The sequence below is a fragment of the Cypionkella sp. genome (assembly GCF_036782355.1).
Classification (GTDB): Bacteria; Pseudomonadota; Alphaproteobacteria; order Rhodobacterales; family Rhodobacteraceae; genus Cypionkella.
The window spans coordinates 1-13,696 of record NZ_DAIPZF010000015.1 but is presented as its reverse complement, the minus strand read 5'-3'; the positions used below and the strand labels follow the sequence as shown (position 1 = coordinate 13,696).

At 61.7% G+C, this 13,696-nt stretch carries 13 protein-coding genes; 9 read left to right on the top strand and 4 right to left on the bottom strand.

Annotated features, from left to right (window positions below; translation table 11 throughout):
• The 6 genes from V7Q10_RS07605 to glmM all read left to right on the top strand — a co-directional run.
• The coding region (locus tag V7Q10_RS07605) for a DALR anticodon-binding domain-containing protein (RefSeq protein ID WP_333868472.1) at positions 1-520 on the top strand (520 nt) is incomplete at its 5' end.
• 170 nt (positions 521-690) lie between these two features.
• Positions 691-3,228, top strand: coding sequence for a putative PEP-binding protein (locus V7Q10_RS07600; protein WP_333868471.1), 2,538 nt, complete (start codon positions 691-693; stop codon positions 3,226-3,228).
• Between the two features lie 186 nt (positions 3,229-3,414).
• Positions 3,415-4,128 carry a cell wall hydrolase gene (locus V7Q10_RS07595; protein WP_333868470.1) on the top strand — a complete coding sequence of 238 codons (714 nt, stop codon included), beginning with the start codon at positions 3,415-3,417 and terminating at the stop codon, positions 4,126-4,128.
• A 94-nt stretch (positions 4,129-4,222) separates the two neighbouring features.
• A complete protein-coding gene (locus tag V7Q10_RS07590; protein WP_333868469.1) occupies positions 4,223-5,131 on the top strand; it encodes a dihydroneopterin aldolase in 909 nt (302 codons plus the stop codon).
• Positions 5,132-5,176: 45 nt separating this feature from the next.
• A complete protein-coding gene (gene folP / locus V7Q10_RS07585; protein ID WP_333868468.1) occupies positions 5,177-6,184 on the top strand; it encodes a dihydropteroate synthase in 1,008 nt (335 codons plus the stop codon).
• Positions 6,184-7,527: a phosphoglucosamine mutase gene (gene glmM / locus V7Q10_RS07580; RefSeq protein ID WP_333868467.1), complete on the top strand. Its 1,344-nt coding sequence runs from the start codon at positions 6,184-6,186 to the stop codon at positions 7,525-7,527. Before folP ends, glmM begins: the two co-directional genes overlap by 1 nt.
• On the opposite strand, the gene V7Q10_RS07575 is transcribed toward glmM, so the two are convergent.
• From V7Q10_RS07575 to ilvC, 3 genes are all read right to left on the bottom strand, one after another.
• Positions 7,524-8,294: a hypothetical protein gene (locus V7Q10_RS07575; protein WP_333868466.1), complete on the bottom strand. Its 771-nt coding sequence runs from the start codon at positions 8,292-8,294 to the stop codon at positions 7,524-7,526. The genes glmM and V7Q10_RS07575 overlap by 4 nt on opposite strands.
• 69 nt (positions 8,295-8,363) lie before the next feature.
• Positions 8,364-9,227: a DMT family transporter gene (locus V7Q10_RS07570; protein ID WP_333868465.1), complete on the bottom strand. Its 864-nt coding sequence runs from the start codon at positions 9,225-9,227 to the stop codon at positions 8,364-8,366.
• A 102-nt stretch (positions 9,228-9,329) separates the two neighbouring features.
• Positions 9,330-10,352: a ketol-acid reductoisomerase gene (gene ilvC / locus V7Q10_RS07565; RefSeq protein ID WP_333868464.1), complete on the bottom strand. Its 1,023-nt coding sequence runs from the start codon at positions 10,350-10,352 to the stop codon at positions 9,330-9,332.
• 127 nt (positions 10,353-10,479) lie between these two features.
• On the opposite strand from ilvC, the gene V7Q10_RS07560 reads away from it, so the two are divergent.
• From V7Q10_RS07560 to V7Q10_RS07550, 3 genes are read left to right on the top strand one after another with little or no spacing between them, the layout of a single operon-like run.
• Positions 10,480-10,938 carry an Lrp/AsnC family transcriptional regulator gene (locus V7Q10_RS07560; protein ID WP_333868463.1) on the top strand — a complete coding sequence of 153 codons (459 nt, stop codon included), beginning with the start codon at positions 10,480-10,482 and terminating at the stop codon, positions 10,936-10,938.
• Positions 10,935-11,393, top strand: a complete 459-nt coding sequence (locus V7Q10_RS07555) for an Lrp/AsnC family transcriptional regulator (protein ID WP_333868462.1) — start codon at positions 10,935-10,937, stop codon at positions 11,391-11,393. The genes V7Q10_RS07560 and V7Q10_RS07555 overlap by 4 nt, the downstream gene beginning before the upstream one ends.
• 58 nt (positions 11,394-11,451) lie before the next feature.
• The gene (locus V7Q10_RS07550) at positions 11,452-12,576 is read left to right on the top strand and encodes an aminotransferase class V-fold PLP-dependent enzyme (protein WP_333868461.1); all 1,125 of its coding nucleotides are present in this window, start codon (positions 11,452-11,454) and stop codon (positions 12,574-12,576) included.
• Between the two features lie 51 nt (positions 12,577-12,627).
• Here the strand turns inward: V7Q10_RS07550 and V7Q10_RS07545 are convergent.
• Positions 12,628-13,696: FAD-dependent monooxygenase (locus V7Q10_RS07545; protein WP_333868460.1), on the bottom strand; the 1,069-nt coding region annotated here is incomplete at its 5' end.

Sequence of the window (13,696 nt, the reverse complement as noted above, 5' to 3'; positions counted from 1 at the left end):
CCTCCTCGCCTTCTTCCACGACCGCCTGAAAGTCTTCCTCAAAGACCAAGGCATCCGCCACGACGTCATCGACGCCTGCCTTGCCATGCCCGGCAATGACGACCTCACCCTCTTGGTCAAACGCGCCGAAGCCCTCGCGGCCTTCCTGAAAACCGAAGACGGCCCGAACCTTCTGCAAGGCTTCAAACGCGCCAACACCATCCTGACGCAAGCCGAGGCCAAAGACGGCGTCGAATATTCCTTCGGTGCAGACCTGAAATTCGCCGATTCCGACGCAGAACGCGCGCTTTTCACCGCCCTCGATACCGCCGAAGCCGCCATCACCCCCGCGATGAAATCCGAAGATTTCGCCACCGCAATGGAGGCTATGGCCAAACTCCGCGCCCCCATCGACGCTTTCTTCACCGCGGTTCAGGTCAATTCTGAAAACGAGATCATCCGCCGCAATCGCCTGAACCTGCTGCACCGCATCCGCGCCATCTGCTCAGGCGTCGCCGATCTCACCAAACTCGACGGCTAGGCTTTCATCTTGGCCTAAATATCCCGGGGGGAGGCCGGTTTGGCCCTGCCAAACTGGCCAGGGGGGCTGGCCCCCCTGCCTTCGCCTCGGCAAAATCCCACAAGCCCGTCACAAAGCTTGCGCCCCACCCCAAGCCGTGTATCCTGCTGGCGCAGAATAAAGGTGCCGCAGTGCAGAAAACCCTCCAAGTCTCTGATTTCACAGAACTTACCCCAACGGCAGATATCCGCGCCGCCGATCACGGCTGGCGGGCCAAATGCCTGCAACGCCTGATCCGCCTCAATCTGCCTGTGCCTGAAACCGTGGCGCTGCCCGCGCAGACCGTGCGCTCGATTGCGGCTGGGCATCCCATTGATATCAAATCCATCCTTTCGCATTTTGGCGCCTCGCCGCTGATTTCGGTGCGCCCGTCTCCGGGCAATCCCGATTGGGGCGGCCCCGGCACCATTCTCAACATCGGCATGAACGCCAGCCGCCATCAAACCTTGGTCAAAACCCATGGCCGCGAGGCCGCTGACGCGCTTTATCTGCGCTTTGTGCAGACCTATGCCACCCATGTCGCTCGTCTTGACCCCGATATGTTTGAAACCGGTCACGCCACCCCCGACGCGTTGCGCGAGGCCCTGCGCCATTACGAGCGCGAGATGGAAGAACCCTTCCCCGAAAGCGCAGAAACCCAGCTTTCAGAGGTGCTTAGGTCGATGGCGCGGGCTTGGGAGGGCACCTCTGCCCGCCTCTTGCGCCAAGCCAAGGGCGCGCCGACCGAGGCCGCTTTAGGCCTTGTGGTGCAGGAAATGGCGCAGGGCATTGGTCAAGGCATCTCTGGCTCGGGGGTGATCCAATTTATTGATCCCGTCACCGGCCTGCCGCTGGTCAAAGGCCGCTATCTTGGCCAAAGCCAAGGCCGCGATGCGCTTAAGAAAAATGAGGCGATTTTTCTCACTCAAGACAAGCGCGGCCCCTCGCTGGAAGACATCGCGCCAGAGATTTTTGCAGACCTTCTTGCCTATGGCGCAATTTGCCGCCGCAAGCTGCGCGAAGAGATGCAGATCGAATTCACCATCGAAGACAGCAAACTTTCGGTTCTGGATGCGGTGAAGGTCGCGCGCTCGGCACGGGCTGGGCTGAAGATCGCGGTGGCCTTGGCCGAAGACGAGATCATCAGTCAAAACGAGGCCGTGCTGCGGGTCGAGCCGCGGGCGCTGTCGGAATTGTTGCACCCGCAGGTCGATACCAGTGCGGCGCGCGATGTCTTTGCCAAGGGCATTGCCGCCTCGCCGGGGGCAGCGGTGGGCCGGATCGTGTTTTCCAGCCAAGCCGCGCAAGCCTCGGCCGCGCGGGGCGAGCCCTGCATCATGGTGCGGCGTGAAACCGCGCCCGAAGACATTCGCGGCATGCACGCGGCGGTGGGCGTGGTGACAGAACGCGGCGGTGTGACCTCGCATGCAGCGGTGATTGCGCGCGGGCTTGGCGTGCCTTGTGTGGTGGGGGCCACGGGTATCCGTTTGGATTCAAAGGAAAAACGCCTACTTGCCGCCGATGGGCGCGTGTTTGGCGAAGGCGATCTGATCACGGTGGATGGCACCACCGGCCAAGTGCTGGCAGGGGCGGCCGAGATGCTGGCGCCGGCCTTGGACGATGCGTTTCGCAAGCTCTTGGGCTGGGCCGATAACGTGCGCGACATCGGCATTCGCGCCAATGCCGACACCCCCGCCGATGCCGCCACCGCGCGCAAATTCGAGGCGCAGGGCATTGGCCTGTGCCGCACCGAGCATATGTTCTTCGAAGAAGACCGGCTTGTGGTGATGCGCGAGATGATCTTTGCCGATACGTCCAAAGATCGCGCCGCAGCCTTGGCGCGCTTGCTGCCGATGCAGCGGGCTGACTTTGTGCAACTGTTTGAAATCATGGCGGGGCTTCCGGTTTGCATCCGGCTGTTTGACCCGCCCTTGCACGAGTTTTTGCCCCACAGCCGCGAAGGCCTGCGCGAATTGGCCGAAGCTTTGGACCGCCCCTTGTCGGAAGTGACCCGCAGGGCCGAGGCCTTGGCCGAATTCAACCCGATGCTGGGCATGCGCGGCGTGCGGCTGGGCGTGGTGCTGCCGGAAATCTATGCCATGCAGGCACAAGCGATTTTCGAGGCCACAGTCGAGGTGGCGCGCAAAGGCACCGCCGTGGTGCCCGAAATCATGATTCCGCTGGTTTCGGCCAAGCGCGAGGTCGAGCTGGTTAAGACCCATATCGACGCGGTTGCGGCCTCGGTTCGGGTGAAATCGGGCGTCGATTTCGATTTTAAACTGGGCGTTATGGTGGAAACGCCGCGGGCGGCTTTGCGGGCGGGCGACATCGCGCAGCATGCGTCGTTCTTGTCTTTTGGCACCAACGATCTGACACAGATGACCTACGGTTTGTCGCGCGATGACGCGGGCCGCTTTATGAACACCTATGTCCAGCAGGGGGTTTTCCCCGAGGATCCCTTCCATGTTTTGGATGTGGATGGCGTCGGAGAATTGCTGCTGATTGGGGCCGAGCGGGGCCGTGAGACGCGCCCTGATCTGACAGTTTCGATCTGCGGCGAGCATGGCGGCAACCCCGAATCGATTGGATTTTGTCGCAAAGCCGGCTTTGATTATGTGTCTTGCTCGCCCTATCGGGTGCCGTTGGCCCGCTTGGCTGCGGCACATCTGGCTTTGGCGGATTTAAAATAAATTATTGTTATCAGGTATTTATGTAATAATTTCGGGGGAAGTCGGCAAGAATCCGCCTGAATTTTGGGCTGGTTGTGAATGAATCTGCCGCATGGGTAGACCAATGGGTTTGGGTGCTTTAGCTCGAGCGGCTGTTGCGTTGGCATCGCCTGCGCACTGCTGCTGAAATAGACTAGGACGAAACATATGCGCTTGCACCAAGCCTGGACCATCGCAGCTGCGGCGTTTTTGGTCTTTAGCGGGGCGGCCTTCGCCGAAGCTACGGTGAGCCAATCCAACGAGCCCGCCTCGTTGATGACTACCCAATTTGCCTCCCTGCTGGGGGCCGAGCATCAGGCCGTGGGCGCGTTGCCTGCCGACCATTTGCAAGAGCTTTTGACTGGGCGTAAGCCAGAGCCTGCGGTGCATGGGCTTTTTGCCAAAACTCCGAAATTGTTTGGCAAGTTGTCGGCCAAGAAGCCGGTCTTGCTGCACTACTCCAAAGCTTGGCTGGAACAGCTGCCCGCGCCCAAGTCTGATCCGCAATGGGACTGCTTGCGCACCGCACTTTATTTCGAGGCGCGCGGCGAAGGCGTCAAAGGCCAATTCGCGGTGGCCGAGGTGATCTTGAACCGCGTTGACAGCACGCGCTATCCCAATTCGATCTGCGGCGTGGTCAAGCAGGGCGGCAATCGCAGTTGCCAATTCTCGTTCAATTGCGATGGCATGGCCGAAGTTCTGGCAAACCCCGATGCTGCCGATATTGCAGGCCGGATTGCGCGGGTGATGATGGATGGCGCGCCGCGCGCTTTGACCGCAGGGGCGACGCATTTTCACACCACTGCTGTCAATCCTGACTGGTCGCGCCGCTTTGCCAAAACCGCCTCGATCGGGTCGCATCTGTTTTATCGGATGCGCTAACGTCGCGGGGCTTGCGCTTGGTGTCGGGTTCGGACTAGGGGCTTGGGGGTCAAGCGGCTAGCTTGCGACAAACTTATCGCCGTTCGAGGGGCCCATGACCAACGACGTAACGCTTGCCTTTGCGCATCCTGAAGAACGCTCGCTGGCCTCGGCGGGGGCAGCGCCTCGCGACCGCATTTCGCTGCGTGATCACATTGTGGCGGTCGATATCGGCGCGTTTCAATCCGAGCGTGGGCATCAGCAACGGGTGATGTTCAATATCGTGGTCGAAGTGCGCCCCGCGTCGCAGCCTTTGAACGACGACGTTGACCTGATTTTATCCTATGATCGGCTGACCGAAGCTGTGGCGACAGAGCTTGCGGCCGAGCGGTTGAACCTGCTGGAAACCTTGGCCGAACGTCTGGCGGAGCGGATTTTGGCCGAACCGCAGGCGATGCGAGCCTTTGTGCGGATCGAAAAGCTGGATGTCGGCCCCTATAAACTTGGGGTTGAGATTGTGCGCAGCCGCGCCGAGGCAGCGATCAAAGTGGTGGGCCATGATGGCGAAGAGGCCTCGGTGCATCCGCTGGTGGTCTATCTGGACAATGCCGCGCTGGCCGCGCCAGATTTGGCGCAGCGGTTGGATGCTTGGCAGGCAGAGGCGCGTCCGGTGATCCTGACCGTGGGTCTGCCGGATCAGCCGCAGCCGCAGACCGGCCACCGCCCGACCCAGCGCCGGGTAGATCTGCTGGCGATCGAGCAAAACGCGTGGGTTCTGGCCGCGCGCGATCCGCGCTGTGTGGTGATGGCGACGCGGACCGAGATTGATTGGGCGATCAAGCGCGGGCAGATGGTGGTTTGGGCGCCGTCAAAACTGGTGCTGGATGCGGTCGATGGCCCTCATAGCCGCGAACCCGTGGCGCTGGCGCTTTGGCTTGCTGAATTGATGGCAGCGGACCGGCTGCTTGTTCACGGCTCTGTTGCATTGCCGGCGGGAAGCCGCGTGCGGGTTGATCGCGGCTAAGGTTTTGGGCTTGCCGGACTGCGCGCCGCGTTTTACCAACGGCGCATGATATATTACCGCCCCATTGCGATGAGTGACCCCGCCCGCCCGAAGGGGGCTTTGCCTTTGGCAGGTGGATGGACCTGGTTTTCGCAGGTCGAGGTGCTGACGCGCGGCGCGCCGTCGCGTATTGCAAGCCTTGCCGATCTTGACGCGGAAACCCGCGATCGGCTGTCGGCGCCGCGTGCCGATTTTGGCGGGCTGAAGCTGGATCGTCCGCGGATCATGGGAATTTTGAACATCACGCCAGACAGTTTTTCCGATGGCGGGCTGTTTTTGAAACCCGAAGCCGCGATGATGCAGGCGCGGGTGATGGCCTCGGCGGCCGATATTCTGGACATTGGTGGCGAAAGCACCCGACCCGGCGCGGTAGAAGTGGCGGCAGAGGAAGAGGCTGCGCGCACCGCCCCGGTGATTGCGGCGCTGCGGAGGGGCGGGCTGGATCTGCCTATCTCTATCGACACCCGCAAAGCTTCGGTCGCAGCGGCGGCTTTTGCGGCGGGGGCGACGATCTTGAATGATGTCACCGCGTTGCAATTTGACCCCGCGATGGCGGGGGTGGCGGCGGCTTTGGGCGCGCCGGTGATCTTGATGCATTCGGTCGCAACCCCTGCGACGATGCAAGCCGACCCGCAGTATGACGACGTGCTGCTGGATGTTTACGACGCGCTCTCCGCCCGCCTTGCGCAGGCCGAGGCCGCAGGCATCCCGCGCGACCGTCTTGCGGTGGATCCCGGCATCGGCTTTGGCAAAACCTTGCAGCATAATCTGACCTTGCTGTCGCGGCTGTCGTTGTTTCACAATCTGGGGGTGCCGGTGCTGCTGGGCGCTTCGCGCAAGCGCTTTATTGGCACCATCGGCGCCGAGGCCGAGGCGCAGAAGCGCGTGCCGGGCAGTCTTGCCGTGGCGCTTGCCGGCGTGGCACAAGGCATGCAGATGATCCGGGTGCATGATGTGGCCGAAACCCGCCAAGCTATTTCGCTTTGGCAAGCCTCAACTTCAGGAGTGGCGTAATGAGTCCCAAGCTTTTCGGCACCGACGGTGTGCGCGGCACCGCCAACAGCTATCCGATGACGGCCGAGATGGCGCTAAAGCTGGGCGCAGCGGCGGGGCGGTTCTTTCGCCGCGATGGCAGCACCGCGCACCGTGTGGTGATCGGCAAGGACACCCGGCTTTCGGGCTATATGCTGGAAAACGCGCTGACGGCGGGGCTGACCTCTACAGGCATGAACGTGCTTTTGCTGGGGCCGGTGCCGACACCTGCGGTGGGGTTTCTGACCCGCTCGATGCGCGCCGATCTGGGCGTGATGATCTCGGCCAGCCACAACCCGCACCATGACAACGGTATCAAATTCTTTGGCCCCGATGGCTTTAAGCTGTCGGATGCGGCCGAAGAGGAAATCTCGGCCATGGTCTTTGGCGATATTGCCTTGGCGCATCCCGAAAACATCGGCCGCGCCAAGCGGATCGAGGATGCGCGCGGCCGCTATCAGGAATATGCCAAGACCACCTTTCCCGCGGGCCTGCGCTTGGACGGGCTAAAGGTGGTGATAGATTGCGCCAATGGCGCGGCCTATAAAACCGCGCCCGAGGTGCTGTGGGAATTGGGGGCCGAGGTGATCTCGGTCGGGGTGACGCCAAACGGCAAGAACATCAACGACAGATGCGGGTCGACCCATACCCAAACCGCAGCCGAGGCCGTGGTGGCGCATGGCGCGCATGTTGGCATCAGTCTGGACGGCGACGCCGATCGGGTGATGATCTTGGACGAAACCGGCCATGTTGCCGATGGCGATCAGATCATGGCGCTGCTGGCGGGGCGTTGGGCGGAGGAGGGGCGGCTGCTGGGTGGCACTTTGGTGGCCACGGTGATGTCAAACCTTGGGCTTGAACGCTTTATGACCGCGCGCGGCTTGCGGTTGGAGCGCACCTCGGTTGGGGATCGTTATGTCGTCGAGGCGATGCGGCGCGGCGGCTTCAATCTGGGCGGTGAGCAATCGGGCCATATCGTGATGACCGATTATGCCACCACTGGCGATGGGATGATTGCAGGCTTGCAGTTTTTGGCGGAAATGGCGCGTTCGGGCCGTGCGGCCAGCGATCTGGTGCGCCAGTTTGAAACCGTGCCGCAGATGCTGAAAAACGTGCGCTATGCGGCGGGGAAAAACCCTTTGGCGGCGGCGACGGTGCAGGCGGTGATTGCCGCCAAGACCCAAGCCATCGAGGGCAAAGGCCGGATCTTGATCCGCAAATCGGGCACAGAGCCGCTGATCCGTGTGATGGCAGAATGCGAAGATGCTGGGCTTTTGGCCGATGTGGTGGGCGAGATCGTTGCCGCGGTCGAGGCTGCGGTTTAAGGTTTGTCGACCAGGCCGTAGTCGCCCAAAAACGCAAGGTGGCCGTGATGGGTGATCCGAGACTCCTCGTAACACCAGATATCGCCGCCACAGCCCGCGACCCAACGGCGGCAAAAGCTGGTATCTTCGCCATGCATCACGCCACCTTCGCGGCCGCGCAGATGGCTGAAGAAGTCATGAAAATTCGCGTCAGGATAGCCGGGGCCGTTGAAATCGGGCACCGGCAGCGCCACGCCCATTTCGGCCATTTTTTCAGGAACCGCGCGTTTCAACAGCATAAATCCGGTACCTGCACCGGGCACCTTGCGAAAGCCATCGCGTCGTTCCAGCGGCCAGGGCTGGCCCTTTTCAAACACGCCCGGGATATTATAGCGCAGCGATTGCGCCAAAAGCGTTGCGGTGCTGGCCCGCTCTGCTTCGGGTTTGACCGCCTCGCGCTCGATTGCACTGCGCAGCGCAGCCCAAGGCATTCGGCGCTGCGGATAGGCGGCAACTGTGAAATCTTCGTCGAAATCCAGAAGCTTAAAGAACAAGTCCGGCTCAAAGCTCATGTCGCTGTCCAGCAAAAGCGCATGGCTGAACTTTGTCAGACCCAAAAACACCGACAACAGGTAATTGCGCGAAATCACCAGATCAGACCATTCATAGGTGCGCAAAGCAAAGCCAATGCCGCGTTTGGAAAGCGCTTGGGTCAGCCCCATCAGCGAATGGACGCAGGGCGTATCAATATGCCCGCCGGTTGGCATCAGGATCAATAAGGTGGTCATAAAATACCTCGTCTTTTGCGGCAAGGTGGCAGGGGGCGGCAGCGTGGTCAAGGGGGGCGCCCCGCAGATCTAGGCGCGCCTTTGGCTTAGGGCCATGCCGCCAAGGATCAGCGCCAGCGCGGCAAAGAAGGTCGGCGGCAGCGCTTCTTTCAGCAAGACCGCGCCAAAGGCCATCGACCACAGCGGCACCTGATAATTGGTCAGCGTCATAAAGCCCGACCCAACGCGGCGAATGATGCTGACCCGCAACAAGGCGGCCAGCGCCGTCGGCATCAGCCCCAGAAACACGATGGCAATGGCGGGCTGCGTGCCCGCCCAGTGCGGCAGGCCTTCAACCGATAGCATCGCAGGCACCAAGACCGCCGCGCCCACAATCAAGGTGGCGGCGGCAAAGCCCACGGGCTCGACTTTGGGGCAGCGCCGCGTCAGCACCGACGAGACCGCATAGCACAGCGCCGCCAGAAAACACGCCAGATGCGGCAGCAGGCTTGGCCCACCCTCCAGCGCGGTTGGGCCCAGCACCAAAACCACGCCGACAAAGCCCAGACCAAAGCCCAAGGATTTGCGCAGTGTCATCTTTTCGTCGGAAAACACATGCGCCAGCGGCAGCACGAACAGGGGCACCGCCGCCATCGACAACCCCGCAAAGGCCGAAGGCACCGAGGCTTGCGCCCAAGACAGCAGGAAAAACGGCAGCGCCGTCGACAGCACGCCCGCAGGCAGGATATAGCGCCAGACCGCCCAGCCCTGCGGCAATCCCAGACCCATCACCCGCAGCGCCAGCAGCAAGGTGACCGCGCCAAAACTGGTGCGCGCGCAGGCAACCGTCAGCGGCCCATAGCCTTCCAGCGCAAAGGCAATCACCATAAAAGTGCCGCCCCAGACAAGGCCAAGAGCGAAAATCGAAAGCCAGTCGTTGCGGGTGGGGGTCATTGCGCCGTCCGTTGGTAAAAGTCTTTGCCCTCAGTGGCCTTGCGCCACGCAAAAGGCCAGAGGTTTCCCTCTGGCCCATCGCTTTTGCAAAGGCGCGCGGCCTTAGTTGCGGGCCTTGTCGACCATTTTGCCCTTGGAGATCCAAGGCATCATGTCGCGCAGCTTTTTGCCGACCAGTTCGATCTGGTGCTCGTCGTTAGAGCGACGCGACGCCTTGATCGTTGGCTGACCAACCGCGTTTTCCAGCATGAAGTCGCGGACGAATTTGCCGGACTGAATATCGGAGAGCACGGCCTTCATGCGGGCCTTGGTCTCGTCATAAGGCAGGATGCGCGGGCCGGAAACATATTGGCCATATTCCGCAGTGTTCGAGATCGAGTAATCCATATTGGCGATGCCGCCTTCATAGATCAGATCGACGATCAGCTTCACTTCGTGCAGGCATTCGAAATAGGCCATCTCTGGCTCGTAGCCCGCCTCGACCAGCGTCTCAAAGCCCATACGGATCAGCTCGACCAAGCCACCGCACAGCACGGCCTGCTCGCCGAACAGGTCGGTTTCGCATTCTTGACGGAAGTTGGTCTCGATGATGCCGGAACGACCGCCACCGATGCCCGAGCAATAGGACAGACCAAGTTCCATCGCTTTGCCAGTTGCGTCTTGGTGCACAGCCACAAGGCAAGGCACGCCGCCGCCTTTGGTGTATTCGCCGCGCACGGTATGGCCTGGGCCTTTTGGCGCCATCATGATGACGTCAACGCCGGGCTTGGTTTCGATCAGGCCAAAGTGGATGTTCAGGCCATGCGCAAAAGCAATCGCAGCGCCTTCGCGCAGGTTGTCATGCACATATTTCTTATAGGTGTCGGCCTGCAATTCGTCGGGCATGGTGAACATGATCAGGTCACACCAAGCGGCGGCCTCTGCAATGCCCATAACCTTCAGGCCTTCGCCTTCGGCTTTCTTGGCGGAAGGCGAGCCTTCGCGCAGCGCCACGACAAGGTTCTTTGCACCCGAATCGCGCAGGTTCAGCGCATGGGCGTGGCCTTGGCTGCCATAGCCGAGGATAGCGACTTTCTTGTCCTTGATCAGGTTGATGTCGCAGTCACGATCGTAATAAACGCGCATGGGGCGCTCCTTTTCATGTTGATGGGGGCAGCATAGGGATTTTTGGGCTGTTTGCTCTGCGTTTTTCTGGTAATTCTGGCAATAACTGGATAATTCATTCCTGAAATAAGCCAATAGCAGAAAAATCATGCAAACCGACGAAACTGACAGGCGCATTCTGCGGCATTATCTGGCTGACCCCAGCCTTGCGCGCGCCGATCTTGCGCAGCAGGCGGGGGTAACGGCGGCGACCTTGTGGCGCAGGCTGGAACGGATGGAGGCGGCGGGGCTGATCGGCAAGCCGCGCGCGGTGATCGACTGGCGCAAGCTGGGCTACGAGGTCGAAGTTTCCTTGCGCTTTACGCTGGATAAAACCGACCCACGCGCCTTTGACGAATTTATTGCCGCCGCCCGCGAGGTGCCCGAAGTGGTGGCGATTGAGACCTTTTTGGGCCGTGTCGATGTGCGGCTGAACGTGATCGCGCGCGATATGGCGCAGTATCAGCAGATCTACCGCCAGCAGATTTTGGCGCTGCCGCATATTGCTGAACTGGACGCGCTGATGCTGATTGCCACGATAAAAGACGGCGAGGGGCTGCCGCTGTGATGGATCTGGATGATATCGACCGGATGATTTTGCGCGAAGTGTCGCAGGACGCGGGCCTTTCGGCGGGCGAGTTGGGGCGGCGGCTGGGGCTCAGCCAGCCTGCGGCTTGGCGGCGGATCAAGCGGCTGCAAGAGGCGGGCGTGATCGCGGGGGCGCGGGTTGATGCCGACCGCGCGGCGCTTGGCTTTGGCGTGACGGTGTTTCTGGGGGTGAAATTGGCAACCAAGGGGCGGGTTTCGTTGGAAGATTTCGAACGCGCGGCGGGCGCGATCCCCGAAGTGCAGGTGGTGCAGCACGTTTTGGGGCTGTTTGATTACCGCCTGCGCGTGGTCGCGCGCGACATCGCCGATTTCGAACGTGTGCTGCGGCGGCGGGTGATGACGCTGCCCGGTGTTGGCCAAGTCGAGGCGAATGTGCTGCTGACCGAAGAACGCCGCCGCGGCCCCTTGGGTTAAAGGGGCTGGTTTTTGGCCCCTGCTGCGCTATCTTGCGCTGAAATAAGGGAGAGCGTCGATGAAACTGCCACATGCACATGTCGATCCAGAGGGTCTGGAAGAATTCTCGGTGGTCTTCACCGATCGGTCTTTGAACCATATGTCGGCCAAATTCCAAGGCGTGATGCGCGATGTGTCGGGCCTGCTGAAAGAGGTCTACAACGGCTCGGCCACAGCGCTTATTCCGGGCGGTGGCAGCTATGCGATGGAGGCCGTGGCGCGGCAGTTTGGCCAAGGCAACGTGCTGATCGTGCGCAACGGCTGGTTCTCCTATCGCTGGACGCAGATCTTTGACGCCGGTGGTTTTGCGCAATCGACCACCGTGGTGATGGCGCGCGCGGCTGGCAATGGCGCGAAAGCCCCGTTTGCGCCGCCTCCGATCGACGAGGTTTGTGCCAAAATCCGCGAAACCAAGCCCGAGGCCGTGTTTGCGCCGCATGTGGAAACCTCGGCCGGAATTATCCTGCCCGATGATTATATCGCCGCCATGGCTGCCGCCGCGCATGAGGTTGGCGCGCTGATGGTGCTGGACTGCATCGCCAGCGGCTGCATCTGGGTCGATATGGCGGCGACGGGGGTCGATGTGCTGATCTCGGCGCCGCAAAAAGGCTGGTCGGCCTCGCCTTCGGCTGGCATCGTTGTGTTCAGCCCCTTGGCCGAAGCGCGGCTTGAGGCGACAACCTCGAACAGCTTTGCGATTGATTTGAAGAAATGGCGCAGCATCATGGCCACCTATGAAGCGGGCGGCCATGCCTATCACGCCACCATGCCAACCGATGCGATTGTCGGCATGCGCGAGGCTATGCTGGAAACCAAAGCGATGGGCTTTGCCGAGGCCAAGGCCGCGCAATGGGCCTTGGGCCGTGCGGTGCGCGCCCTGCTGGCAGAGCGCGGCGTGGTCTCGGTTGCGGCCGAGGGCTTTGCCGCACCGGGTGTCGTGGTCAGCTTTACCGAAGATCCGCTGGTGCAAAACGGCGCAAAGTTCCGCGAGCTGGGCATGCAGATCGCGGCTGGCGTGCCTTTGCAGGTGGGCGAGGGCGCTGAATTCCGCACCTTCCGGCTGGGGCTGTTTGGTCTGGATAAGCTGGTGGATGTCGACGCCACCATGGCGCGGCTGCGCAGGGGCGTAGAGGCGGTTTTGTAACCTACGCAACCTCTTTTTTTCAAAGGGGCCGCCCGGTTTGGCGGCCCTTTTTCAATCGGCGGCGCGCAGGCCAAGCCCGGCTTTCATCAGGGTTTTGCGCAAAGGCGCAAGGCTATAGGCGGCGTTCAAAGCGCCCGCGCGCAGATCGCGCAGCCCTTGGCCCTGCATCATCGACGCGCGGTTCAGCGCATCAATCCCCGTCACCCGCGCGGCCACATCCAGATGGCGGCTGCGGTGATAGGCGTCAAGCATGGCTGGGCTGCCAAGCCCCGCCCGGTCGGCCTGCGCCAAGTCGAGCAGGCAGGCCAGATCGGCAAGGCTCATGTTCAAACCCTGCGCGCCGATGGGCGGCAGCACATGCGCGGCCTCTGCCAAAAGTGCGGTGCGCTCGCCCGACATCCGGTCGGCAACCTGCGAGATGATCGGCCAAAGCGAACGCGGGCTGGCAAGGCGCAGCTCGCCCAAAATTCCGCAAGACCGCAGATTTGCCGCCGCTTCGAACTCTGCCACCGGCAGGGCCGCCAGCCGCTGGGCCTCGGGGCCTGTCTCCATCCAGACCACGGCAGAGCAGGGGCTGCCGTCGCGATCAGGCAGCGGCACCAAGGTAAACGGCCCACCAGAGCGGTGAATTTCGGTCGAAACATTGTGATGCGGGATCGGGTGGCGCAGGGCAAAAACCACGGCCTTTTGCCCGTAGCGCGTTGTTTTCACAGAAATTCCCAAAGCCTCGCGCATGGGCGAGGACCGCCCATCTGCCGCGATCAACAGTTTGGCCGCAATTTTTTGCCCATCCGACAGGGTCACCAGCGCCTCAGCCTCGCGGGTGAGCAGGCGGGTGGTGGCAAGACCGGGCAGAAACCGCACATTTCGCAGCTCTGCCAGCCGCGCCACCATTTCGCGCCGCAAAAGCCAGTTCGGCAGATTCCAGCCAAAGGGCAGATCGGAAATCTCGCTGGCGTCAAATTCTTTGGTCACCCGCGGCACCGAATCGACACCGCCCGCGTCGATGATCCGCATGATTTGCAACGGGGCGGCATAGGGCAAAAGCCGCGACCATAGGCCAGTCTCTTGCAGCACCTTGACCGAGGGTTGCAAAAACGCGGTGGTGCGCAGATCGGCG